Origin of the sequence: Bacillus infantis, assembly GCF_020171945.1 — a bacterium.
GTDB classification, from domain to species: domain Bacteria; phylum Bacillota; class Bacilli; order Bacillales; family Cytobacillaceae; genus Bacillus_AB; species Bacillus_AB infantis_A.
In genome coordinates, this window is sequence record NZ_JAIVAP010000010.1 from 65169 (window position 1) to 89470 (window position 24302).

At 46.2% G+C, this 24302-nt stretch carries 24 protein-coding genes; all 24 read left to right on the top strand.

Features of this window, described 5'->3' with window-relative positions; translation table 11 throughout:
* Positions 1-6: 6 nt before the first annotated feature.
* The 24 genes from LCM00_RS14680 to flgG all read left to right on the top strand — a co-directional run bounded on the left by LCM00_RS14680 (position 7) and on the right by flgG (position 24280).
* Positions 7-1887, top strand: coding sequence for a hypothetical protein (locus tag LCM00_RS14680; protein ID WP_224903415.1), 1881 nt, complete (start codon positions 7-9; stop codon positions 1885-1887).
* A complete protein-coding gene (locus LCM00_RS14685) occupies positions 1884-2183 on the top strand; it encodes an EscU/YscU/HrcU family type III secretion system export apparatus switch protein (RefSeq protein ID WP_224903418.1) in 300 nt (99 codons plus the stop codon). The genes LCM00_RS14680 and LCM00_RS14685 overlap by 4 nt, the downstream gene beginning before the upstream one ends.
* Before the next feature lie 327 nt (positions 2184-2510).
* Positions 2511-3671, top strand: a complete 1161-nt coding sequence (gene sucC, locus LCM00_RS14690) for an ADP-forming succinate--CoA ligase subunit beta (RefSeq protein WP_009795918.1) — start codon at positions 2511-2513, stop codon at positions 3669-3671.
* Between the two features lie 16 nt (positions 3672-3687).
* Positions 3688-4590 carry a succinate--CoA ligase subunit alpha gene (gene sucD, locus LCM00_RS14695; protein WP_224903421.1) on the top strand — a complete coding sequence of 301 codons (903 nt, stop codon included), beginning with the start codon at positions 3688-3690 and terminating at the stop codon, positions 4588-4590.
* A gap of 99 nt (positions 4591-4689) precedes the next feature.
* Positions 4690-5535: a DNA-processing protein DprA gene (gene dprA, locus LCM00_RS14700; protein ID WP_224903424.1), complete on the top strand. Its 846-nt coding sequence runs from the start codon at positions 4690-4692 to the stop codon at positions 5533-5535.
* 454 nt (positions 5536-5989) lie between these two features.
* Positions 5990-8065 carry a type I DNA topoisomerase gene (topA, locus tag LCM00_RS14705; protein WP_224903427.1) on the top strand — a complete coding sequence of 692 codons (2076 nt, stop codon included), beginning with the start codon at positions 5990-5992 and terminating at the stop codon, positions 8063-8065.
* A gap of 230 nt (positions 8066-8295) precedes the next feature.
* Positions 8296-9603: an FADH(2)-oxidizing methylenetetrahydrofolate--tRNA-(uracil(54)-C(5))-methyltransferase TrmFO gene (gene trmFO, locus LCM00_RS14710; RefSeq protein ID WP_224903431.1), complete on the top strand. Its 1308-nt coding sequence runs from the start codon at positions 8296-8298 to the stop codon at positions 9601-9603.
* 62 nt (positions 9604-9665) lie between these two features.
* Positions 9666-10568 carry a tyrosine recombinase XerC gene (xerC, locus tag LCM00_RS14715; RefSeq protein ID WP_224903436.1) on the top strand — a complete coding sequence of 301 codons (903 nt, stop codon included), beginning with the start codon at positions 9666-9668 and terminating at the stop codon, positions 10566-10568.
* A gap of 22 nt (positions 10569-10590) precedes the next feature.
* Positions 10591-11133 (top strand): ATP-dependent protease subunit HslV, encoded by a 543-nt coding sequence (hslV, locus tag LCM00_RS14720; protein WP_224903442.1) that lies wholly within the window; start codon positions 10591-10593, stop codon positions 11131-11133.
* A 113-nt stretch (positions 11134-11246) separates the two neighbouring features.
* Positions 11247-12653, top strand: a complete 1407-nt coding sequence (hslU, locus tag LCM00_RS14725; protein WP_224903445.1) for an HslU--HslV peptidase ATPase subunit — start codon at positions 11247-11249, stop codon at positions 12651-12653.
* Positions 12654-12769: 116 nt separating this feature from the next.
* The gene (codY, locus tag LCM00_RS14730; RefSeq protein ID WP_224903449.1) at positions 12770-13549 is read left to right on the top strand and encodes a GTP-sensing pleiotropic transcriptional regulator CodY; all 780 of its coding nucleotides are present in this window, start codon (positions 12770-12772) and stop codon (positions 13547-13549) included.
* 494 nt (positions 13550-14043) lie between these two features.
* Positions 14044-14442, top strand: a complete 399-nt coding sequence (gene flgB, locus LCM00_RS14735) for a flagellar basal body rod protein FlgB (protein WP_224903453.1) — start codon at positions 14044-14046, stop codon at positions 14440-14442.
* A gap of 2 nt (positions 14443-14444) precedes the next feature.
* Positions 14445-14894, top strand: coding sequence for a flagellar basal body rod protein FlgC (gene flgC / locus LCM00_RS14740; RefSeq protein ID WP_224903456.1), 450 nt, complete (start codon positions 14445-14447; stop codon positions 14892-14894).
* Between the two features lie 13 nt (positions 14895-14907).
* Positions 14908-15216, top strand: coding sequence for a flagellar hook-basal body complex protein FliE (gene fliE, locus LCM00_RS14745; protein WP_148975399.1), 309 nt, complete (start codon positions 14908-14910; stop codon positions 15214-15216).
* 77 nt (positions 15217-15293) lie between these two features.
* Positions 15294-16880, top strand: coding sequence for a flagellar basal-body MS-ring/collar protein FliF (gene fliF / locus LCM00_RS14750; protein WP_224903459.1), 1587 nt, complete (start codon positions 15294-15296; stop codon positions 16878-16880).
* Positions 16881-16892: 12 nt separating this feature from the next.
* On the top strand, positions 16893-17909 hold the full coding sequence (gene fliG, locus LCM00_RS14755; RefSeq protein WP_009795903.1) for a flagellar motor switch protein FliG: 1017 nt from the start codon (positions 16893-16895) through the stop codon (positions 17907-17909).
* Complete coding sequence (fliH, locus tag LCM00_RS14760) at positions 17893-18663, top strand: flagellar assembly protein FliH (RefSeq protein ID WP_224903462.1); 771 nt, start codon at positions 17893-17895, stop codon at positions 18661-18663. Before fliG ends, fliH begins: the two co-directional genes overlap by 17 nt.
* Complete coding sequence (gene fliI / locus LCM00_RS14765) at positions 18660-19976, top strand: flagellar protein export ATPase FliI (protein ID WP_224903465.1); 1317 nt, start codon at positions 18660-18662, stop codon at positions 19974-19976. The genes fliH and fliI overlap by 4 nt, the downstream gene beginning before the upstream one ends.
* 3 nt (positions 19977-19979) lie before the next feature.
* Positions 19980-20435 (top strand): flagellar export protein FliJ, encoded by a 456-nt coding sequence (fliJ, locus tag LCM00_RS14770; RefSeq protein WP_224903469.1) that lies wholly within the window; start codon positions 19980-19982, stop codon positions 20433-20435.
* Positions 20432-21037, top strand: coding sequence for a MotE family protein (locus LCM00_RS14775; protein WP_224903472.1), 606 nt, complete (start codon positions 20432-20434; stop codon positions 21035-21037). Before fliJ ends, LCM00_RS14775 begins: the two co-directional genes overlap by 4 nt.
* A gap of 29 nt (positions 21038-21066) precedes the next feature.
* On the top strand, positions 21067-22353 hold the full coding sequence (locus LCM00_RS14780) for a flagellar hook-length control protein FliK (protein WP_224903475.1): 1287 nt from the start codon (positions 21067-21069) through the stop codon (positions 22351-22353).
* 8 nt (positions 22354-22361) lie between these two features.
* Positions 22362-22997, top strand: a complete 636-nt coding sequence (gene flgD / locus LCM00_RS14785; protein WP_224903479.1) for a flagellar hook assembly protein FlgD — start codon at positions 22362-22364, stop codon at positions 22995-22997.
* 16 nt (positions 22998-23013) lie between these two features.
* Positions 23014-23400, top strand: a complete 387-nt coding sequence (locus LCM00_RS14790; protein ID WP_224903483.1) for a TIGR02530 family flagellar biosynthesis protein — start codon at positions 23014-23016, stop codon at positions 23398-23400.
* Between the two features lie 82 nt (positions 23401-23482).
* Positions 23483-24280 (top strand): flagellar basal body rod protein FlgG, encoded by a 798-nt coding sequence (gene flgG / locus LCM00_RS14795; RefSeq protein WP_224903616.1) that lies wholly within the window; start codon positions 23483-23485, stop codon positions 24278-24280.
* Positions 24281-24302: the final 22 nt, after the last annotated feature.

Sequence of the window (24302 nt, forward strand, 5' to 3'; positions counted from 1 at the left end):
AGAGGAATGGATCCGCTGAATATTGTCGGTTCAATACTGCAGAACAAAAACAGCGGCGGTCCTAAGCCGCTTGCCTTGAACCCCGGGCAAATCGTGAGCGCAAAGGTCATCAAGCTTCATCCCAATCAGACGGCAGAGGTCTTGATCGGAGGGCAGAAGGTGATAGCGCAGCTTGAAACAGCACTATCGGTAAATGAGCGGTACTGGCTGCAGGTCCTTCCGGGGGATGGGGCTCCGCGACTGAAGCTTCTTCCTGGGGCTGAAGCACAAAAGGGAATGAACGCTGAAGAAGTATTGCTTAATAAGCTGGCACTTGCAGCCGGCAAGACGAATATTGATATGGTTTCTTTTTTGGTAAAAGAGCAGCTGCCGATTACAAAAGAGGGCCTGTCCGCGATTGCAGAATGGCTCGGCGGCAGCCGTCCTTCACAGAATCAGCTTGAGGCAATCAAGCAGGCCCTGGCAAGGCAGCTGCCGGTATCAGGCAAGGTTTTGGATTCATTGATGGCTGCACAGGGTGGAAAGCCGATACAAGCCCTTCTCACAGAGCTTGTGGACCTGCTGGATCAGCCTGGTGTTAGCACTTCAGGAAAAGCGCTTCTCCATATAGCAGCAGATCTGGGTACTTCCTTGAAGATGAAGCAGGGGGAAGAATCACTCGCTTTCTTAGTGAAAGAATGGCTGGGCAGCCAGGACGGGAAGCGGGCCGAAGGGGCAAGGCACCTGCTGGAGGCAGCCGGTGCCCTGCCAAAAGGGCTGAAGGAGCCTGACATGCTTCAGCGGATTCTTCTAGCCGGCGGACAGGCTGGCAGGCCGGCAGGCTCCCAGGAAGACCTCTTAAAGGCTTTTGCCGGCAGATTGCAGGGGAATATGCCTTTATCCTTTACCGGGGCAGGAGAAGGGACGGAGGGGCCAAAAACTGCACAGAATGTTTCGTTATCAAATTCGAATAGAGAGAACCAGCCTGCGGGCCGCCCTGCTTCCGGTGCTCTGCAGACGGAACAAACTGAGGAAGCATGGAAGGGCCAGCTTTTTTCCGCGCTTGCCAGCAGAGGCATGAAGCCGGCAGATGCAATTCAGCTTCTGCGGATTTTGCATCCGCAAATGCCTGATCTTGAAAAGGTGTCCGAAAGCCTCCAGCTATTATCTGAAGGGAATCCAGAAGAGCAAGGAGATAAAAGTATGGACGCCAGGCAGGCGCTGCTGGGCGAAATCTCGGCAAAAACAGCCGCGGCTGCCGGAGCCGGGGACGGGCTGCTGCAATCAAGGCTGACGCACATACTGAAAAGCCTTGGCTATTCCCATGACCATGCAGTGCTCAGCTTCCTGTCGGGCGGTGATGAAAGCGGCTTAAAGAATGAATCACTTAAAATGATGCTTCTGCAATTCCTGGAGGAAGGTCCTCCCATCCAGCACAAAGAGGCAGCAGAACAGCTGCTGAATAAATTGACAGGAAACCAGCTATTAGCCCAGGAAACTGGGCCGCTGCAGCAGTATATATTCCAGCTGCCTGTCCCGCTGTGGAACAGGACAGCGGAAATGACCATGCAGTGGAGCGGAAGGAAGCTGTCTGATGGGCAGATCGATCCTGCCTATTGCCGCGTCATATTCTACCTTGACTTAGACCATTTAAAGGAAACGGCAGTCGATGTCCAGGTCCAGAACAGGATCGTGCAGATAAAGGTCTTTAACGGGGACAGCCGGATCAGGGAATGGGCAGCCCCTTTTATAGGCGGTCTGAAGGAAGGCCTGGAAAGGCTGGATTACCGGCTTTCTTCGGTAGTCTTTGAAAAAAGCGGCGGGATCCATGCGTATTCGAAAGGCCAGACTCAATACCGGCCATTGTCCGATTCAGGGAAATACAGCGGAGTTGATATTAAGATATGAAACAGAATGACCGGAACATCAGGAAGGAAGCAGTCGCCTTATCCTATAAAGAAGGGCATGAGGCCCCGAAGATTACGGCCAAGGGCAAAGGGCTGACAGCCGAGAATATCCTTGAAAAAGCGAAAGAGCATAATATTCCGATCCAGGAAGATCCGTCGCTGGTCGAATTGCTGGGAAAGCTGAACATAGATGAAAATATCCCGGAGGAGCTGTACCAGGCAGTGGCCGAAATTTTCGCCTTTGTTTATAAAGCCGACCGCCGGGCAGGAGAGCACAGCAGGGGACAGGGATCATAGCCTGTCCTTCTTCGTATTGTGCATTCAAAGCCATTTTGTGGGAAGAACGCTTTTCTAAGTCCTATATTTTCTCTTAGAGAGCGGCGGAAAAGGCCGGGCCCGAACGGTGAATGATCATCATTTTCTTAAATATATTTCTATGCTGCAAAAATAATTTCTTGATCCCAAAAATGAAAACGCTTTAATTTACAGGGTTTTTTATAGATACAAATTTTCAAATTTTTAAAGAAATATAATATTTTAGTCATAATTGTAGACAAGGTTGGACTCATTTTATAAAATGAAAGCGCAGTCTATTTTTTGAAGAGTTTGATAGGAGGATGGGAAATGAATATTCATGAGTACCAGGGAAAAGAAGTCCTCAGAAAATACGGGGTAACGGTTCCGAATGGAAAGGTCGCTTTTACAGTAGAAGAAGCAGTAGAAGCAGCCAAAGAACTTGGCACAGAGGTAGTTGTAGTTAAAGCGCAGATCCATGCCGGCGGACGCGGAAAAGCGGGCGGCGTCAAGGTTGCGAAAAACCTCGATGAAGTACGTACATATGCATCTGAAATCCTGGGGAAAACATTGGTCACGCACCAGACAGGCCCTGAAGGGAAAGAAGTAAAGCGCCTCCTTATTGAAGAAGGCTGTGATATCCAGAAAGAATATTATGTCGGCCTTGTGCTTGACCGTGCAACTTCCCGCGTAGTGCTGATGGCATCTGAAGAAGGCGGCACAGAAATCGAAGAAGTTGCTGAAAAAACACCAGAAAAGATTTTCAAGGAAGAAATCGATCCGGTCATCGGCCTGACAGCTTTCCAGGCGCGCCGCATCGCTTTCAATATCAATATCCCGGGCAAGCTTGTCAACCAGGCAGCAAAGTTCATGCTCGCGCTTTATAATGCTTATATTGAGAAGGACTGCTCTATTGCAGAAATCAATCCGCTTGTTGTCACTGGCGACGGCAAGGTAATGGCGCTTGATGCAAAATTGAATTTCGATTCAAATGCGCTTTACCGCCAAAAAGATATTCTTGAGTACCGCGATCTGGAAGAAGAAGATCCAAAAGAAATCGAAGCTTCAAAGTATGACCTGAGCTACATTTCCCTTGACGGAAACATCGGATGCATGGTCAACGGTGCAGGCCTGGCAATGGCGACGATGGATATTGTCAAGCATTACGGCGGCGACCCAGCCAACTTCCTTGATGTTGGGGGCGGTGCAACAGCAGAGAAAGTAACGGAAGCATTCAAAATCATCCTTTCTGATCCGAATGTAAAAGGAATCTTTGTCAACATCTTCGGCGGCATCATGAAATGCGATGTTATTGCAGAAGGCGTTGTTGAGGCTGCAAAGCAGGTTGGCCTGAAAGTGCCGCTTGTTGTACGCCTTGAAGGCACGAACGTAGACCTTGGCAAAAAGATTCTCGCAGAATCCGATATTGATATTATTGCAGCGGATTCCATGAGTGACGGGGCAGAAAAAATCGTTTCACTAGTAGGTTAAGAAAGGGGAATTTGACGTGAGTGTATTCATTAATAAAGATACAAAAGTAATAGTTCAAGGGATTACAGGTTCAACTGCCCTTTTCCATACAAAGCAGATGCTGGAATACGGCACACAAATCGTCGGGGGCACAACTCCAGGCAAGGGCGGCATGGAAGTGGAAGGAGTACCTGTATTCAATACAGTTCAGGAAGCTGTTAAAGAAACAGGTGCTACTGCCTCTGTCATTTATGTTCCGGCTGCTTTTGCTGCAGATGCCATCCTTGAGGCGGTTGATGCAGAGCTTGACCTGGCCATCTGTATTACAGAGCATATTCCTGTTCTTGATATGGTTAAAGTGAAGCGTTATATGGAAGGGAAGAAGACCCGCCTGGTCGGCCCTAACTGCCCTGGCGTCATTACGCCTGATGAGTGCAAAATCGGGATCATGCCAGGATACATCCATACAAAAGGGCATGTTGGCGTAGTATCCCGCTCAGGTACATTGACTTATGAAGCTGTCCACCAGCTTACACAGGCTGGAATCGGCCAGTCCACTGCAGTAGGAATCGGCGGAGACCCGGTCAACGGAACAAACTTCATCGATGTTTTAAAAGCATTCAATGAAGATCCGGAAACAAAAGCGGTCATCATGATCGGTGAAATCGGCGGAACGGCTGAAGAAGAAGCGGCTGAATGGGTAAAAGCTAATATGACGAAGCCTGTAGTCGGCTTTATCGGCGGCCGTACAGCACCTCCAGGGAAGCGCATGGGCCATGCCGGCGCCATCATCTCAGGAGGAAAAGGAACTGCTGATGAAAAAATCCGTGTTATGAACGAATGCGGAATCCAGGTTGCTGACACTCCGTCCGTAATGGGTGAAACCCTGATTAAGGTCCTGAAAGAAAAAGGCCTTTACGACGAATGCAAAACGCACTAAACCTATAGATTAGATTTTCCGGTCCCCTTGCTTCAAGGGGACTATTTCTCCTTCTTCTAACTCCCTCACCCAATAAAAATCCTATCAGGAGGTCCGCAAATGGACGAATTCAAGCTTAAATTCATCTCCCTCCACCACAGAAGTTCCTGGAGCAGCATTTATCATTACCTAAAGAAAGATCCCCACATGAAAACCTCCCTTTCGGCAGCCTTCTCTGAAAGAGACCATAAACTCCTATTCCCGAATAAAAGCAGCCTGGAGAAAACGATAGAGAAAATCAGACAATACGAGAAAAATGGGATTAACTCTATCACAATATTTGACCCGGAATATCCCCCGCTTCTTAAGGAAATTTATCAGCCTCCATGGGTCATATATGCAAAAGGTGACATCAGTTTTTTGCATATAGATCCAAAGCTTGCTGTCGTGGGCTCCAGGCAGATAACAGGATACGGCAGAAGCGCTATCAGAAAAGTTTTTCCAGGGCTGATGGAAAAGGGTGTCCTCATCGTAAGCGGACTGGCAGCGGGAGCGGATGCCGAGGCTCATGAAGCAGCCATTTCTCTCGGCGGCCGGACAATCGGTGTCATTGCTGGCGGCCTAAATCATATTTACCCAAAATCTAATGAACAGCTGGCCAAAAGGATGATGGAGGATCAGCTTGTCATTTCTGAATATCCGCCTGATGTGAGACCGGACAGATGGCAGTTCCCAATGAGGAACAGAATCATCAGCGGGCTTTCACAAGGGACCTTTATAATAGAAGCAAAAAGCAAGAGCGGGTCGCTGATTACGGCAAACTTTGCCGTGAACGAGGGCAGGGATGTGTTTGCTTTGCCGGGAAGCATTTTCAGCCCTGCATCCGCAGGAACAAATGAATTGATCCAGCAGGGTGCAAAGCTGATTGCGAATGCAAGTGAAATCCTTGAAGAACTGAATTTTTAAGAAAAAAGCGGTTGTCTTGAACAAAGAATTTTTTAGAAAAAGGCATAAAAGTATGCTTTTGAATTGTATAATTCATCACAGTCCATTTTCGCTGAAATAGTCTGAAATTAGAAAATTTATGTCAAAAAGGTTGAAATTATTTAAAATCTGTTATACATTGTGCAACAGACGCAATGTAAAGGCTGCAAAACAGGTTGAAACCGTTTGCGAGTCACGCAAGTAAGTTTGGACTTCAATACATGCTGCTATCAGAGATTTGACAATCAATGTCAGCATGGACAATAATAATGGAATATTTCTCCCCTGCAGGATTGCAGGATAAAAAATATTTAAAATTGAAATCTGCAGCTGCTGAGCTTCTGCAGAATAACTGACAAAAAAAAATAAAACCAGCGCCGCCTGAACACAAAAGACAGCAGGCGGCCAATCTTATCCCTCTTAAGGAGGATGTTTAATGGCAGATTATTTAGTAATCGTAGAGTCGCCGGCGAAGGCGAAGACTATTGAAAGATACCTTGGAAAAAAATATAAAGTAAGAGCATCCATGGGGCATATTAGGGATCTCCCGAAAAGCCAGATGGGCGTAGATGTTGAAAACCGTTTTGAACCAAAATACATCACGATACGCGGCAAGGGACCAGTATTAAAAGAGCTTAAAACAGCTGCAAAGAAAGCCAAGAAAATCTATCTCGCAGCTGACCCCGATCGCGAAGGGGAAGCCATTGCCTGGCATTTGGCGCACAGCCTGGACATGGATGTCCATTCTGACTGCCGTGTGGTTTTCAATGAAATCACAAAGGATGCCATCAAAGAATCTTTTAAAACTCCGCGGCCAATCAATATGGATCTGGTGGATGCCCAGCAGGCGCGCAGGATCCTGGACAGGCTCGTTGGCTATAATATAAGCCCGTTATTATGGAAGAAAGTGAAAAAAGGATTGAGCGCCGGAAGGGTTCAGTCAGTGGCAGTCCGGCTGATCATCGACCGGGAAAAGGAAATCAAAGACTTTGTCCCTGAAGAATACTGGTCGATCGATGGCGAATTCCTGAAAGGAAAGTCCGTGTTCGAAGCGTCCTTCTACAGTGCGCAGGGAAAGAAGACGGATTTGAAATCAGAACAGGATGTAAAAAAGATCCTTGGTATGATGAAGGGGAACAAGTTCACTGTTGCCTCCGTCTCGAAAAAGGAACGGAAACGGAATCCTGCTGCTCCCTTCACAACATCTTCCCTTCAGCAGGAGGCAGCCAGGAAATTAAACTTCAGGGCCAAGAAGACGATGATGCTTGCCCAGCAGCTGTATGAGGGCATTGACCTTGGTTCAGAAGGGACAGTCGGTCTCATCACATATATGAGGACAGACTCGACCCGGATATCTGAAATCGCACAGACCGAAGCGGCAGGATACATCACAGAGTCTTATGGCAAGGATTATCTTCCTGGAGAGAAGAAGAAAGAAACGAAGAAATCCAATGCACAGGATGCGCACGAAGCCATCAGGCCGACAAGCACCCTGCGCGAGCCGGCAGGCCTTAAAGAGTTTTTATCAAGGGACCAGCTCCGCCTGTATAAACTGATATGGGAAAGATTCGTGGCAAGCCAGATGGCATCAGCAATCATGGATACAATGAGCGTGGACTTGAAGAACGGGGAGGTTGTCTTCCGGGCAACCGGTTCTAAAGTGAAATTCCCGGGCTTTATGAAAGTCTACGTTGAAGGCAGCGACGACCAGGCTGAGGAAAAGGATAAAATGCTTCCTGATTTGAAGGAAGGCGACGAGGTCTTAAAGAAGGATATCGAGCCGAAGCAGCATTTCACCCAGCCGCCTCCGCGCTATACAGAGGCAAGGCTGGTCAAGACGCTTGAGGAGCTAGGGATTGGAAGGCCATCAACCTTCGCCCCGACATTGGACACGATCCAGAAGCGCGGCTATGTAGCGCTTGATAACAAACGCTTCATTCCTACAGAACTGGGAGAAATAGTCCTGGAACTGATTCTGGAGTTTTTCCCTGAAATACTGGATGTTGAGTTTACAGCCAAGATGGAGCAGGATCTCGATGACGTTGAAGATGGCAAAGAGAATTGGAAAAGTATTATAGAAGAATTTTATAAAGATTTTGAAAAGCACCTCGCCATAGCTGAAAAAGAAATGCAGGAAGTAGAAATCAAGGATGAGCCGGCAGGAGAAGATTGTGAAAACTGCGGCCACGAAATGGTCTTTAAAATGGGCCGCTACGGCAAATTTATGGCTTGCTCCAATTTCCCTGAGTGCAGGAACACAAAAGCGATTGTGAAAGAAATCGGTGTGAAATGCCCGAACTGCAAGGAAGGGAATATAATAGAAAGAAAAAGTAAAAAACGCCGCATCTTCTATGGCTGCGACCGGTTCCCGGAATGCGAATTCATCTCATGGGATAAGCCGCTTGCCAGACAGTGTCCGAAATGCGATAATGTCCTGGTTGAGAAAAAACTTAAAAAAGGCGTCCAGGTTCAATGCATTGAATGTGACTATAAGGAAGAAAAGCAAGGCTAAGGGTGGGCTTTATGCTCACTCTTTTCTGTTTTGCGGAAAAATGTGGCAGAGTAAGCCTTGAAACTTTTTTATTTTTCATACGTATTGTACAATGCAGATTGGATATGAATGAATGCCGTCTGTTTTGGGAACAAAATTAAAGATTGGACAGGCCTGTGAAAGAGATAAGAAATCCAGCTGGATCAATAAACCAGCTTAACTATTCATAAGTATACCTGGAGGTTCGTAAAATGAAAGAAGCAGTAATCAATGTTATCGGGGCGGGGCTTGCCGGAAGTGAAGCAGCCTGGCAGATCGCCAAAAGGGGAATAAAGGTAAATTTGTATGAAATGAGGCCTGTAAAACAGACCCCTGCCCACCATACTGATAAATTTGCCGAGCTTGTCTGCAGCAATTCACTGCGGGCAAATAACCTGACAAACGCAGTCGGCGTGCTGAAAGAGGAAATGAGGATGCTTGACTCAGTTATCATCCAGTCTGCTGATGCATGTGCTGTACCGGCTGGGGGAGCCTTGGCTGTCGACCGCCATGAGTTTGCCGGCAGGGTGACAGAGCAGGTCAGGAACCATCCTAATGTAACTGTGATGAATGAAGAGGTGACTGAAATTCCAGAGGGGATCACTGTCATTGCAACTGGTCCTCTAACGAGTGAGTCACTGTCCAAGCAGCTGAAGGAGCTGACAGGCGAAGATCATTTATATTTTTATGATGCAGCAGCGCCTATCATTGAAAAAGACAGCATCAATATGGAGAAGGCTTACCTTAAATCAAGATATGATAAGGGAGAAGCGGCTTATATCAACTGCCCGATGACGGAAGAAGAATTTGAAACATTCTATAACGCCCTTATCAGTGCTGAGACGGTTCCATTGAAAGAATTCGAAAAGGAAATTTTCTTTGAAGGCTGCATGCCGATTGAGGTTATGGCAAACAGAGGAAAGAAAACAATGCTGTTTGGGCCGATGAAGCCTGTAGGCCTGGAAGATCCGCGGACAGGCAAGCGCCCATATGCAGTTGTCCAGCTGAGGCAGGATGATGCGGCAGGAACTCTTTATAATATAGTAGGTTTCCAAACGCATCTGAAATGGGGCCCGCAAAAGGAAGTGCTGAGACTGATACCGGGATTGGAAGAAGCAGAGATTGTACGGTATGGCGTCATGCACCGCAACACTTTCATCAACTCGCCGAAAGTGCTGGAGGCAACTTATCAATTCAGGAACCGTGAAGGCCTGTTCTTTGCCGGGCAGATGACAGGTGTGGAAGGATATGTGGAATCAGCAGCAAGCGGCCTAATCGCAGGCATTAACGCAGCGAGGCTCTCAGAGGGCAAAGAACTCCTGGAATTCCCTCATGAAACGGCCATCGGCAGCATGGCAAGATATATCACGACAACAAACTCAAAGAACTTCCAGCCGATGAATGCCAACTTCGGCCTGTTCCCTGAACTGCCGGTTAAGATCAAAGGCAAACAGGAGCGCAATGAGCAGCATGCTAACAGAGCATTGGAAACAATTCAGAACTTTATGAAAAATATGTAAATTTTATTGCACGAGCTATTAAATTGTGATACTATTTAGTAGCTCTTGTGAGGTGAATCATTTTGAGCCCAAATGTGAACGATTCGTTACAATCATTTATTGAATATTTACAAATAGAAAGAAATTATTCACAATATACTATTGAACACTACCAGCATGATATTAAAGAATTTTTCTTGTTCATGTCTGAACAAGCCATTCAATCAGTTAATGATGTAGAATATTTTGATGTCAGGCTTTATTTGACCAAGTTATACGATCAAAAGCTTTCCAGGAAATCGGCAGCCCGCAAAATATCCAGTCTCAGGAGCTTCTATAAGTTTCTGGCAAGAGAGAAACTGGCAAATGACAATCCGTTTTCTGCCGTTTCGCTCCCGAAGCTGGAAAAAAGGCTGCCTGAATTTTTTTATGAAGAAGAGCTGAACTGCCTTTTTGAAAGCTGTGAAACAGATAGCCCCCTTGGCAAAAGGAATAAGGCTCTCCTGGAACTGCTGTATGCCACAGGCATGCGAGTCAGTGAATGCAGCCAGATCAGCCTGAAGGACATCGATATGGCTTTATCGACTGTGCTTGTGCACGGGAAGGGGCAGAAGGACAGATATATCCCTTTCGGAAGCTTCGCGCAGGATGCTCTGGAGCTATACATAACTGAAGGCAGGAAAGAACTTTTAACAGGCAGGGAAAGCCACGACAGACTATTTGTCAATTTCCGGGGCGGTCCCCTTACACCGAGGGGCATCCGGGAAATATTAAATAAAATGATCCAGAAATCTTCTTTGGAAGGCACTATTCACCCGCACATGCTTCGGCACTCCTTTGCTACGCACCTTTTGTCAAATGGTGCTGATATGAGGACTGTACAGGAGCTCCTGGGGCATGCCTTCCTTTCATCCACCCAGGTATATACACATGTTACAAATGAATATTTGCGCAAAACCTATTTGAACACCCACCCGCGGGCATAAGCTCCAAAAGGAGGAATAATCAATGTCTCAATTTCATGCTACAACTATTTTTGCCGTACAGCATAACGGGAAGTGCGCCATGGCCGGGGATGGCCAGGTCACATTTGGAAATGCCGTCGTCATGAAGCATACAGCAAGAAAAGTCAGGAAATTGTTCAATGGAAAGGTGATTGCAGGCTTCGCAGGATCGGTTGCGGATGCATTCACCCTGTTCGAATTGTTTGAAAGCAGGCTTGAGGAGTATAATGGCAACCTGCAGAGGGCGGCCGTTGAGCTTGCGAAAGAGTGGAGAAGCGATAAGGTCCTGAGAAAACTTGAAGCCATGCTCATCGTCATGAATGAATCAGATCTTCTTCTCATTTCCGGGACAGGGGAAGTGATTGAACCTGATGACGGGATATTGGCAATCGGGTCAGGCGGCAATTATGCATTGGCTGCGGGAAGGTCCCTGAAAAAATACGCAGGGGACCACCTGACAGCTAAGGAAATTGCCAGGTCATCGCTTGAGGTCGCAGCTGAAATCTGTGTATATACGAACGAAAATATAATAGTGGAAGAGCTGTAGAAGGCTGCTCCCCGGCAGCGGATAGTCCGTATGCAAGGGGAGGGCGCCTGAAATTTGAGGCTGATGCCATAGGCTTGCTTGTCTTGGCCGGCTAATACAAAGGAGTGCTGAATATGAGCTTAAGTACAAATTTAACACCCAGACAAATTGTTGAACGGCTTGACCAATATATCATTGGACAGAAAGATGCAAAGAAAGCAGTGGCAGTTGCTTTAAGGAACCGCTATCGCCGCGGTCTGCTCGAGGAAGCTATCCGCGATGAAATCAGCCCGAAAAATATCCTGATGATCGGACCCACCGGTGTAGGGAAGACGGAAATTGCCCGCAGGATGGCTAAGCTTGTCGGTGCTCCATTTGTTAAGGTCGAAGCGACGAAATTTACGGAAGTCGGCTATGTCGGCCGTGATGTAGAGTCTATGGTGCGTGATCTGGTGGAGACATCGGTCCGCCTTGTGAAGGAAGAAAAGATGCAAAGTGTGAAAGAAAGGGCAGAAGAGAATGCGAATCGCCGCATTGTAGATATGCTGGTCCCTTCCGGCAAAAAAGCTGCTTCCTACAAAAATCCGCTGGAAATGCTGTTTGGCGGGGGAAGCGGCCAGCAGGAGCAGGAAAACGAAACGGCGGAGGACTACAGCCTTTCAGAAAAACGGAAAATAGCCAGGGAAAAGCTGGCTATGGGCGAGCTTGAAAATGAATTGATCACTGTCGAGGTCGAAGAGCAGCAGCCGTCCATGTTTGATATGCTTCAAGGCTCCGGGATGGAGCAGATGGGCATGAACATGCAGGATGCACTGAGCGGCCTTATGCCAAAGAAAAGGAAGAAGCGCAAGCTGACTGTCCGGGAAGCGCGCAAAGTCCTGTCGAATGAAGAAGCCCAGAAGCTTATCGATATGGATGAAGTGACACAGGAGGCTGTCTTCAGGGCAGAGCAGAGCGGCATCATATTCATTGACGAAATTGATAAGATCGCCAGCAAATCAAGCGGGGGATCAAATGCCGACGTATCAAGGGAAGGCGTACAGCGTGATATCCTTCCTATTGTTGAAGGCTCAACAGTCGTAACAAAATACGGCTCCGTCAAAACAGATCATGTGCTTTTCATGGCAGCAGGGGCATTCCATATCGCCAAGCCGTCTGACTTGATCCCGGAGCTTCAGGGAAGGTTTCCGATCCGGGTAGAGCTGACAAAGCTGACAATAGAAGATTTTTATAAAATCCTGGTTGAGCCTGATAATGCCCTGACAAAACAATATACAGCATTATTGGAAACAGAAGGTATACAAATTGAATTTTCTGACGATGCTATTCGTAGAATCGCTGAAGTGGCATACGAGGTTAATCAGAATACAGACAATATCGGCGCAAGAAGACTTCATACAATCCTTGAGAAGCTGCTTGAGGATCTGTCCTTCGAAGCACCGGAAATTTCAATGGGCAAGGTGACCATCACCCCTCAATATGTAGAGGAAAAACTTGGTGCCATCTCCCGCAATAAAGACCTGAGCCAGTTTATCTTATAGTTTTAACAAAAAGGTGTTAGGGTACAACAAACACATACGTACCAATGCCACTAAGGGATGAACACAGGCTATATCAATTAATAAGCAGTGTGTCACAGCCAATAGGAGGAAGAACAATGGATTTATTAACGAAAACTAGAAAAATTAATGCAATGCTGCAGAAAGCTGCCGGAAAACCGGTAAACTTCAAAGAAATGTCCGAGACACTGAGTGAAGTGATCGAAGCGAATATCTTTGTGGTAAGCCGCCGCGGAAAGCTGCTTGGCTTTGCAGTGAACCAGCAGATCGAAAATGAGCGCATGAAAAAAATGCTTGAAGACAGGCAATTCCCTGAAGAATACACCAAGAGCCTGTTCAATATCCAGGAAACATCATCAAATCTTGATGTGGAAAGCGATTATACAGCATTTCCTGTTGAAAACAGGGAGCTGTTCAAGAACGGTCTGACAACTATCGTACCTATCATCGGGGGCGGAGAGCGCCTTGGCACGCTGATCCTTGCAAGGCTTCAGGAACAATTCCATGATGATGATCTGATTCTTGGCGAATACGGAGCAACAGTTGTCGGTATGGAGATCCTGCGTGAAAAAGCGGAGGAAATCGAAGAAGAAGCCCGCAGCAAGGCTGTCGTGCAAATGGCCATCAGCTCCCTTTCATACAGCGAGCTGGAAGCAATTGAGCATATCTTTGAAGAGCTTAATGGCAAAGAAGGCCTGCTTGTTGCTTCTAAAATTGCCGACAGAGTCGGAATTACGCGTTCTGTCATCGTAAACGCATTGAGAAAGCTGGAAAGTGCGGGAGTTATTGAATCGCGTTCACTTGGGATGAAGGGAACTTATATTAAAGTTCTTAACGATAAATTCCTCGTTGAACTGGAAAAACTGAAAACAAGCTGATGATATCCCAAAAAACCTGTTTCTTTAGAAACAGGTTTTTTTTATGGGGTTCTGGTTTTGACTTAAGGGATAAATTGTTACGGATGTTACGGGAATTTTACATAACCTTTCGGAAAAGCCTGGTAAATCATAGAAATATTATTATATCTTGATAATGATAAAAGTCATATTTTAGCTAAAAGGCGAGAGATGCAAAAAAAATTAGTGGGTTAAAAGACCTAATAGCCCGGCTCTATGATTTTGATTAATAAACCGCGGTCTGCAAGGAAAAAAAGCAAGAAAGGACAAAGGTTTCTGCATAAAAAAGGATTTTGTTCGTTCCAAAGAATGATTCCTTAAAATAGGACTTATGAATTATTAATTTTAACTTTAAGTTCATAGACATATTATTTCAAATTCATTACAATAGTGATTAAGATTGAAAATTCGCCTATTATCATCAAAATTCAACAAGAAATAACATTTTTTCTACTTTATGCTGGCAGGTGCTGAAATTGAATATTTTTTCTAATACTATATCGACACTTGAAACTTCTTTAAATCAAGCGTCCTTGAAACAAAAAGTCGTAGCGCAGAATATTGCGAATGCAGACACCCCGAACTATAAAGCAAAGGATGTAAGCTTTAAGTCTGTTCTTCAGTCAGAAATGGCCACAGGCGGGATAGAGGCGAAACGGACGGATGTCCGCCATTACAGCTTCAGTGCTGAAGGCAGCGGGCAGTCTGGAGTCATCATCAAAAAAAATACGGACTTTAATCATAATGGCAATAATGTGGATATGGATAAAGAAATGTCAGAGCTGGCAGAGAACCAGATATACTATAACGCACTGGTTGAAAGGATCAGCGGGAAATTCACGAGTCTTCAGAATGTAATAAGAGGTGGAAGATAATCATGAGCATGTTTCATAGCATGAATACAACGTCCTCTGCCCTGACAGCCCAAAGGCTGAGGATGGACGTCATTTCGTCAAATATGGCAAACGTTGATTCGACCAGGGGGAAGCTTGTCAATGGCGAGTGGCAGCCTTATGCAAGGAAAGAAGTTGTGCTGCAGCCGCAGGAAAAAAACTTTTCTTCATTCCTGAATACAGCTATGAATGCGGGAAGCGAAGGCAGCGGCGTGCGTGTATCAGAAATCCGGGAAGATCAGACTCCGTTCAAGCTTGTTTATGACCCAAGTCATCCTGATGCAAATGAAGCAGGCTATGTACAGATGCCGAATGTGGATCCCCTGAGAGAAATGGTGGACCTGATAAGCGCAACACGTTCTTACGAGGCAAACGTCACAGTATTCAATGCTTCCAAAAGCATGATGATGAAAGCCTTGGAGATAGGAAAATAAAGGAGACTAGATAATGAATAATATATCTTTTTCGCCTGTTTCAAGCATCATGCAGCCAGCGAAGATTACAGGACAGGCTGCCGGAAGCGCGGCAGAAGGACAAAAAAGCTTTGCTTCAATGCTTAAGCAATCAATTGATAATATTAACAGCTCCCAGCTGCAATCTGATGTTATGACAGAAAAGCTTGCCCGGGGAGAAGATGTCGGCCTGCACGAAGTGATGATTGCTTCGCAGAAAGCCAGCATTACCATGCAGGCTGCGCTTGAAGTCAGGAATAAAGTGATAGAGGCATATCAGGAAACCATGAGAATGCAGGTTTAATAGATTGCTGAATAAAGATTATGATGTTTAGCGGTTATTAGCTGCGGCTTGCTAGACAGGATAACCGGGGGATTGTGATGAAAGAAAAGCTTCAAAAATTTTTCAACCCATTAAAAGAATTTTGGCAGAGCCGGACTAAGAAGCAGAAGGGGCTGATGGCTGGCTCTCTTATTTTGCTCATATTGATTGCTTCCGCTGCTGTACTCCTGGCAGGGAGGACAACAATGGTTCCTTTATACAGCAATCTGTCACCTTCTGAAACAGGGGCAATAAAGGAAAGTTTGGACGGAAGAGGGATTGCTTCCGAAATCGCCGATGGGGGCTCAACTATCATGGTTCCAGAGGAAGTTGTGGATACTTTGAAGGTAGAGCTTGCCGCAGAAGGCATCCCGAAATCGGGCAGCATTGATTATTCATTTTTCAGCCAGAATGCCGGGATAGGAATGACTGAAAATGAATTCAACGTCCTGAAGCTGGATGCTATGCAGACAGAGCTGTCCAATCTGATAAAAGGGATAGAAGGTGTCAACGATGCCAAAGTCATGATCAATCTTCCTGAAAAGGGAATTTTTATAAATGACCAGACAGAAGAAGCATCGGCCAGCATCGTTTTGAATACAAAGCCGGGGTATCAGTTCGAAACTGAACAGATCAAATCCCTGTACCATCTGATTTCCAAAAGTGTTCCTAACCTTCCTACAGACAATATCGTCGTGACGAACCAATTCTTTGAATATTTTGATCTGGAAAACAGCAATAATACTTCAGGCAAAACGATCACGGCCCAGCTTGACGTGAAAAAACAGATTGAGAGAGATGTCCAGCGCCAGGTCCAAAGCATGCTCAGTACGCTGATGGGCCCGGAAAAAGTGGTGGTTTCCGTTTCTGCTGATATAGACTTTACCCAGGAAAACAGGGAAGAAAACCTGGTTACTCCTGTAGATGAAGAAAATATGGAAGGCATTGCGATCAGCGCCAAGAAAATCACTGAAACCTTTACTGGAAGCGCGGAAGAAGCAGGCGGTATTGCAGGCACCGGTGATAATGAGATTACTAATTATCCTGGAGCAGCTGAAGGCTCAAATGGGGATTACGAGCGGATTGAAGAAACGATCAATAATGAAGTGAATAAAATCCGGAAAGAAATTGTAGAAAGCCCTTATAAGGTAAGGGATCTCGGCATTCAGGTTATGGTAGAGCCGCCGACGGCTGACGATCCGACTTCTCTTCCGCAGGAGCGGGTCGATGATATTACACAGATTCTCAGCACCATTGTCAGGACCACGATCGATAAGAAAGCTGCTGGTGCAGAGCTTACCGATGAAGATATTGCTGACAAAGTGGTTGTATCTGTTCAGCAGTTCCAGGGCAAAACTGAATTCCCTGAAGAAAGTGCCGCCGTTATTCCTTGGTGGGTATACGCCATTGGCGGTGTTCTGGTTGCAATCATCCTTCTTCTGGTGTTCCTGTTTATCAGGGCGAGGAGGAAGAGCCAGGAAGAGCAGGCAGAACTTGAAGAACAGCTTGAACCCGTCACCATCAAAGATGTGAACGAAGAACAGGAAACAGAAAGCAGCCTGAGAAGGAAGCAGCTTGAAAAGATGGCAAAAGAAAAACCGGAGGACTTTGCGAAGCTTCTGCGGTCATGGATTGCAGAAGACTAGGAGGGTTTTTAATTGGCAAAAAAAGAATTGAAAGAATTAACGGGAAAGCAAAAAGCAGCCATACTGCTGATCTCACTTGGACCTGATGTGGCCGCTTCGGTGTACAAGCATTTAAGTGAAGAAGAAGTAGAAAAGCTGACTCTTGAGATCTCAGGGGTAAGAAAGGTCGAGTCCCATTCCAAGGAGGAAATTCTTGAAGAATTCCATAATATTGCCCTGGCGCAGGATTATATCTCCCAGGGAGGCATCGGCTACGCAAAAACGGTTCTGGAAAAAGCGTTAGGAGAGGAACAGGCAGCCCTGATCATTAACAGGCTGACCTCATCCCTTCAGGTCCGGCCATTTGATTTTGCCAGGAAGGCAGATCCGGCGCAAATCCTTAATTTTATCCAGAATGAGCATCCACAGACAATCTCGCTGATTCTTTCCTATCTGGATCCTCCCCAGGCTGGGCAGATATTGTCTGAGCTGCCGCAGGAGATGCAGGCGGATATTGCCAGAAGGATAGCGGTGATGGACAGTACTTCACCTGAGATCATCAATGAAGTTGAGCAGATTCTTGAACGGAAGCTTTCTGCAACAGTGACCCAGGATTATACGCAAACCGGCGGTATTGAAGCGGTTGTTGATGTTCTTAACGGCGTAGACAGAACAACAGAGCGGACAATCCTGGACGCTCTTGAAATCCAGGATCCTGAACTTGCAGAGGAGATCAAGAAGAGAATGTTTGTATTCGAGGATATTGTCACCCTTGACAGCCGAGCAATCCAGCGGGTGATCAGGGACTGTGAGAGTGAAGACCTGATGCTTTCATTGAAGGTCTCCAGTGATGACGTCAAAGACATTGTCTTTAAAAACATGTCCACCAGGATGGTTGAAACCTTCAAGGAGGAAATGGAATATATGGGTCCTGTCAGGCTGAGAGATGTAGAAGAAGCCCAATCAAGGATCGTGGCCATTATCCGCCGTCTTGAAGAAGCCGGGGAAATCGTCGTAGCCCGCGGCGGAGGGGATGATATCATTGTCTAGGCTGATCAAGTCACACTGGGCCCAGCCTTCAGAACTGCAGAAAAAAGTCATATCCATTAAGCAGCTGAATCAGGATTTGCCTGCTGCCGAGATGCAGGAAGAAGCGCCATTCAATCAGCAGCTGCTTATAGATGAGGCCCGCAGGGAAGCAGAGGCCATCATTCAGCAGGCGAATGAAGAATCCCGGCAGCTCCTTGAGCATATAGAACAGGAGCGGATTCGATTCGAGCAGGAGAAAGAAGAGGCAAGAGAGTCAGCGAGGCATGAGGGCTTCCAGGAGGGCCTGGCGGAGGGAAGGCAATCTGGCTTTATGGAGTTCAGTGAAACGATTGGTTTTGCAAAAGATATTGTAGAGACATCCAAGGCTGACTATCAGAAAACGATAGAATCTTCAGAAGGAACTATCCTTGACATTGGCATCAAAGTAGCTGAGAGGATACTCAGCGGGGTGCTGGAAGAAGACAGCAGCAAATTCCTGCCGGTTGTCAAAAGAGCCCTTAAGGAGTCGAGGGAATACCGGGAAGTCCAGCTCCATGTCCATCCCAGCCGCTACAGCTTCCTGCTTGAGCATAAGGATGAACTGCTGGCCCTTTATCCAAGGGAGACTAATCTTTATATTTACCCTGACGAAGAGCTTAAAGAGGACAGCTGCTTCATTGAATCTCCCGGCGGAAGGATAAATGCCGGTGTTGACAGCCAGCTTGAAGTAATGAAAAGGAAGCTGATTGAACTGCTGGAGAGTGAAGACAGTTGAAGGCTGAAGATCTAATTAACGAGATCGGGCAGATTGATACGTATAAACGCTATGGAAAAGTAAAAAAAGTAGTAGGGCTGATGATTGAGTCCCAGGGGCCTGAAAGCTCCATCGGGGATGTCTGCATCATCCATGTGGGTTCAGGGAAAAAGCGGAAGATTATGGCCGAGGTTGTAGGCTTTAAAGAAGAGAATGTAATTCTGATGCCTTATACAGCCATAAGTGAAATAGCTCCGGGAAGCCTGGTGGAAGCGACTTTAAAGCCTTTGGAAATCAAAATCGGCACTTCCCTTATTGGCGAGGTCATAGATGCACTGGGGCATCCGCTTGACGGGAAGGCTTTGCCAAAGGGGCTGGCATCTGTTCCGACTGAACAGGACCCGCCTAACCCGATGAGCCGGCCGCCCATCTCTGCACCGGTAGAGGTAGGTGTAAGGACGATTGACAGCCTTCTTACAGTCGGCTACGGCCAGCGTGTAGGCATATTTGCAGGGAGCGGCGTCGGCAAGAGTACACTGCTGGGAATGGTCGCAAGAAATACAAAGGCGGACCTGAATGTCATAGCGCTCATAGGCGAGCGCGGCAGGGAAGTCAGGGAATTCATCGAGAATGACCTTGGCGAAGAGGGCCTTAAAAGGTCCATCGTCATTGCCGCTACGTCCGACCAGCCTGCACTTATGAGGATAAAGGGAGCATATACAGCCACCGCCATTGCAGAATATTTCCGGGATAAAGGCTTGAATGTCGTGTTAATGATGGATTCTGTTACACGGGTAGCAATGGCGCAGAGGGAGGTCGGCCTTGCCATAGGAGAGCCTCCGACCACGAAAGGCTATACGCCGTCTGTATTCGCGGTGCTGCCAAAGCTGCTTGAACGTACAGGGACGAACCATAAAGGGTCGATCACAGCCTTTTACACGGTGCTGGTCGACGGAGATGATATGAACGAACCAATCGCAGATACGGTAAGGGGAATACTTGACGGGCACTTTGTCCTTGACAGGGCGCTTGCCAACAAAGGGCAGTACCCGGCCATCAATGTATTAAAAAGCGTCAGCAGGGTGATGAATAATATCGTTCCGCATGAACATAAGAAAAGCGCAGAAATTCTGCGCGAACGACTGAGCACTTATATAAACTCCGAAGATCTTATCAATATAGGAGCCTATAAAAAAGGGACGTCAAGGGATATTGACCAGGCTGTCAGCCTCTACCCGGAAATCATCTCATTTTTGAAACAGGGGACAGAAGAAAAAGTAACGATGCAGGATAGCATACAGCGTCTGCTCCGTTTAATGGAAACAGGTGAATAATTCATGCAATATCAATACAGATTTGAAAAGGTAATGTCGATACGGGAAAGGGAAAAGGATGAAGCCCTGAACAGCTATAACCAATCAGTCCAAAGATTTGAAGAAGCGGCAGGAAAACTTTATGAGCTTCTAAAGAAGAAAGAAGACCTGGAAGAGTTCCAGTTCTCCAAACTGGCCAGCGGTTTGCCGGTCCAGGAAATCAGACATTATCAGCATTTTATCCATAGCCTGGAAAAAACCATCGAACACTATCAGCAGGTTGTATTTAATGCAAGAAATCAAATGAATTATTATCAGGATAAATTAACGGAGAAAAATATTGAAGTAAAAAAATACGAAAAGATGAAAGAGAAAGATATTGTCCGTTTTACTGAATCTATGAAACTGGCAGAAAGCAGGCAAATGGATGATATCTCGATTCAGCTGTATGCCAATCGGGGAAGCCAGGTGGGCCAATGAATAAAACGGTAGAAGAAACAGAAAAAAAATACAGCAAGTTTCAAATGTTCTTCATATTGGTAGTGATTCCTCTTCTTTTTGCGGTAGCCGTTACTCTGGTTGTATTAACGGTAACAGGGAGAAACGTATTCGAAACCGGCAGGGAAATTGGCAGCAAAATTCCGGTTATCTCAGAGATGATCGATAAGGAACAGTCAGCTGCTGATAAAGTGGCTGATCAGAAAATCGTCGAACTGGGCGCTGCTATTGAAGACAGAGAAGCGCAGATCGAGCGGCTTGAATCCCAGCTGGAATCAAAGGACAGCGAGATTGAGGAAAATGAGCTGGAAAAGCAGCAGCTGCAGAATCAGATTGACGAACTCCTGGCCATACAAGAGGAAAACAAGCGTGCGTTCAAGGATATTGTAAAAACATATGAAACGATGTCAGCCAAAAATGCTGCGCCTATCCTTGCACAGATGAATGATGATGAGGCACTTCAGATCCTTACCAATGTAAAGCCTGACACGCTGGCAGGCATTATGGAAAACATGCTGCCTGAAGATGCTGCAAAATACACAGAGCTTTTGACAAATGAAAGCAGCCAGTCAGCTGCAGAATGATAAAGGGTGATATGAAAGGGGGTGAAAGAATGCAGCTAACAGGTTTGGGGGCAATTGTCAGTGCAGGTCCGGCCGCTGCAAATGCGGGGAAAACTGAGGCAGGCCAGGGATTCACAGCTATGATGTCATTGCTTTTGGCAGGACAGGGAGAAATCCAGCAGGAGTCCAGCGCTAAACCCCCTGAAGTTGATCAGGAGGCTCTTCTATCATTGGCTGAATTCATGTCTGCTAGTTCCCTGCTTGATCTTGAGGGCGGTTATCAGCTGCTCGACCAGCTTTTGAGCGGTGAAGATACCGGTTTGCTTGAACAGATTCAGAGCTATCTGGGATTGTCTGACGAAAGGATGGCAGACATACTGGATCAATTGAAGTCTTTGCTTACAGATAATGTGGAATTAATACCAGAGGGAACCGATGCTCGTATTGAAACTGATGCAGCAGAAAAAGAAGAGACGATGCACTACTTGGAAACCATCATGAGCGTCCTTGATCAGTTGACAGCTCTTCCGGAAAATAAGTCACCCGGCGCTTTATCCAAAGAATTTATGGATGGGGCTAAAATCGTAAAATTATACGACCTTCTTCAAAAAAATGCCGACTTTGCAGGTGAACAGCCTTTGGCCAAAGAAACAAGGCAATTGCTTGAAAAGCTCGATGCTTTTATCATGTCGGCAGCAAGCAAAGAAAAGGTCCAACATTTGCAGAAAGCATTTACCCAGCTTTCAAATGAATTAAACTTAAGGCAGCAAAAAAGCAATGAAGGTAAATATCAGTTGCCAGATGGCGGGAAAACCACTTCCAGGCTGGATGCAGGTGCACCTTCGTTCACTCTTGTGCCGCAGATGACAAAAGTTGAGCACCTGACACTGATGCAGCCTAACCAGGGGAAAATGGTCTCAGCTGAACAGCTAATCGAACAATTTGAATCTATCCTGGCAAAAAGCCAGCTCACGAAAACAGGCGGGGTCCAGCGGATGTTTTTGCGGCTCAATCCCGAAAATTTAGGATCGCTGCGAATTGAATTGATCCAAAAGGATTCCCAGCTTACAGCCAGGATCCTGACTTCGACAGGAGCAGCTAAAGATATGCTTGATGCCCAGGTCAATGGACTTAAACAGGCACTTCATTCACAGAATATCCAGGTAGAACGGATTGAAATTACACAGCAGCTGAGCCAGCAGGAAAGGATGCCGAACCGTGACGCCCAACAGCAGCAAGGGCAGAATCAGCCTGACAGGCAAAAAGAACAGGCTCGAAGAGATGAAGAATCAGCCGGTGAATCTTTTGAAGAAATTCTATTAAATACAGAAGCATAGGTGGTAGCATGGCAAATACAATTGATTCGTCTTTGATGCTTTCAAGCTATAAAAAGGAAGAACGGAAAACCGGGTCAGATATTTTGGGCAAAGATGATTTCTTAAAGATATTGATGGTCCAGCTGCAAAACCAGGATCCGACTAATCCCTTGCAGGATAAAGATTTTATTGCCCAGATGGCAACATTCTCATCTCTTGAGCAGATGACAAACATGAACACTAACATGCAAAAGCTGGTCCAAATGCAGGAACAGGATTCTCTCATTGCCTATAGTGAATTTGCCGGCAGGGAAATCAAATGGCATAAAGTTGCAGAATCAGAAGATCCGAATGCACAGCCTTCTATTGAGGAAGGAACAGGAAGAGTTGCTTCCATCCAGTTCAAGAACGGCAATGCTGTTTTTATCCTGGAAGATGGGACAGAGCTGGCACCGGCCAATATTTCTGAAGTCAAGGGAGGCTCCCAGGATAATAGCCTTATGCAGGCGAGTATGCTGATTGGAAGATTGATAACCTATGTTGGGGAAGATGGGACTGAGCAAAAGGATAGTGTTAAATCGGTCAGTCTTAAAGGCGGAGTTACGCTCTTCCAGCTTGGCAATGGTACAGCTGTGAATTCATCTCAAATTACCGAAATCGAATAGGATAGGAAGTGATTGGATGGGCAGGAAAATGTATCTTCCAATTCAATCGCAATTAAATCCGGCAGTTCCAAGAAAGCCGCAGGCACACAAAAGTTCACATCTGGCTTCTTTTTCAGATCATCTGCAGAATGCCATTAATAATCCAACAAAGCTGAGTATCAGCAGGCATGCCAGTGAAAGGCTGCAGCAGAGGGATATACATATCACCGCTGACCGCTGGGATCAGGTTGAAAGTAAAGTGGCAGAAGCAAAGGGAATGGGAATCGCAGAATCGCTTGTGCTGCTGCCGGAAGCCGCATTGATAGTAAGCGTCCGGAATAACACGGTGATTACGGCGATGGAACGAAAGGAAGCAAACAGCCAGATTTTTACGAATATTGACGGAACGATACTGATGGATTAACACTAATTTGGCCGGACCTCATTGAGGAAGCCATAGTCTGCCGACTGACTGAAGCAGACTTATCATGAAAGGAGCAGATAAAATGCTGCGTTCAATGTACTCAGGAATTAGCGGAATGAAAAACTTCCAGACAAAGCTCGATGTAATCGGCAATAATATTGCCAATGTTAATACTTTTGGATACAAAAAGGGCAGGGTTACATTCAAGGATATGGTTAGCCAAACCGTTTCTGGGGCTACACAGGCAGGCGAGAACCTTGGCGGCATGAATCCAAAGCAGGTAGGATTAGGTTCCCAGCTTTCTGCAATTGACACTATTGATACCCAAGGAAGCCTTCAGACTACGGGAAGAGTTCTTGACTTAGGAGTACAGGGGGATGGATACTTCCAAGTGAAGAAAGGCGACAATATTTTCTACACTAGAGCAGGTAATTTTTATTTTGACAACACAGGAAATATGGTTACCGGTTCAGGTGAATTTGTTTTGGATACCGAGGGAGAAGCAATAAAAATTGATGATATTGACACTATTGAAAATTTGAGTATTGGTGCTGACGGAACCATTTCCTTTGTTCAAAATGGCACAGCTAATAGTGAATTTCAGATAGGAGTTGTAAGGTTCGCCAATAACGGAGGACTTGAGAAAGTAGGAAATAATCTTTACCGCGAGACTAATAATTCGGGTGAGCCTAGCGAAGAAGCAATTCCAGGAGACAACGGCGCCGGAACAATTGTCTCAGGATCCCTCGAAATGTCCAATGTAGACCTTTCTGAGGAATTCACAGAAATGATCGTGGCGCAGCGCGGATTCCAGGCGAATACCCGCATCATCACAACTTCCGACGAAATCCTGCAGGAACTGGTAAACTTAAAACGTTAAGCTGAGGAGGGACAGGGCTGAA

Bases quoted from the DNA above. Each gene is read 5' to 3' on its own strand.
- flgD (WP_224903479.1), top strand. From the start codon at position 22,362: ATGGCAAATACAATTGATTCGTCTTTGATGCTTTCAAGCTATAAAAAG.
- LCM00_RS14790 (WP_224903483.1), top strand. From the start codon at position 23,014: ATGGGCAGGAAAATGTATCTTCCAATTCAATCGCAATTAAATCCGGCA.
- trmFO (WP_224903431.1), top strand. From the start codon at position 8,296: ATGAAAGAAGCAGTAATCAATGTTATCGGGGCGGGGCTTGCCGGAAGT.
- fliE (WP_148975399.1), top strand. From the start codon at position 14,908: ATGAATAATATATCTTTTTCGCCTGTTTCAAGCATCATGCAGCCAGCG.
- flgC (WP_224903456.1), top strand. From the start codon at position 14,445: ATGAGCATGTTTCATAGCATGAATACAACGTCCTCTGCCCTGACAGCC.
- hslV (WP_224903442.1), top strand. From the start codon at position 10,591: ATGTCTCAATTTCATGCTACAACTATTTTTGCCGTACAGCATAACGGG.
- hslU (WP_224903445.1), top strand. From the start codon at position 11,247: ATGAGCTTAAGTACAAATTTAACACCCAGACAAATTGTTGAACGGCTT.
- fliJ (WP_224903469.1), top strand. From the start codon at position 19,980: ATGCAATATCAATACAGATTTGAAAAGGTAATGTCGATACGGGAAAGG.
- LCM00_RS14775 (WP_224903472.1), top strand. From the start codon at position 20,432: ATGAATAAAACGGTAGAAGAAACAGAAAAAAAATACAGCAAGTTTCAA.
- LCM00_RS14685 (WP_224903418.1), top strand. From the start codon at position 1,884: ATGAAACAGAATGACCGGAACATCAGGAAGGAAGCAGTCGCCTTATCC.
- flgG (WP_224903616.1), top strand. From the start codon at position 23,483: ATGCTGCGTTCAATGTACTCAGGAATTAGCGGAATGAAAAACTTCCAG.
- LCM00_RS14680 (WP_224903415.1), top strand. From the start codon at position 7: ATGGATCCGCTGAATATTGTCGGTTCAATACTGCAGAACAAAAACAGC.
- dprA (WP_224903424.1), top strand. From the start codon at position 4,690: ATGGACGAATTCAAGCTTAAATTCATCTCCCTCCACCACAGAAGTTCC.
- codY (WP_224903449.1), top strand. From the start codon at position 12,770: ATGGATTTATTAACGAAAACTAGAAAAATTAATGCAATGCTGCAGAAA.
- sucC (WP_009795918.1), top strand. From the start codon at position 2,511: ATGAATATTCATGAGTACCAGGGAAAAGAAGTCCTCAGAAAATACGGG.
- fliH (WP_224903462.1), top strand. From the start codon at position 17,893: ATGATATCATTGTCTAGGCTGATCAAGTCACACTGGGCCCAGCCTTCA.
- LCM00_RS14780 (WP_224903475.1), top strand. From the start codon at position 21,067: ATGCAGCTAACAGGTTTGGGGGCAATTGTCAGTGCAGGTCCGGCCGCT.
- fliF (WP_224903459.1), top strand. From the start codon at position 15,294: ATGAAAGAAAAGCTTCAAAAATTTTTCAACCCATTAAAAGAATTTTGG.
- topA (WP_224903427.1), top strand. From the start codon at position 5,990: ATGGCAGATTATTTAGTAATCGTAGAGTCGCCGGCGAAGGCGAAGACT.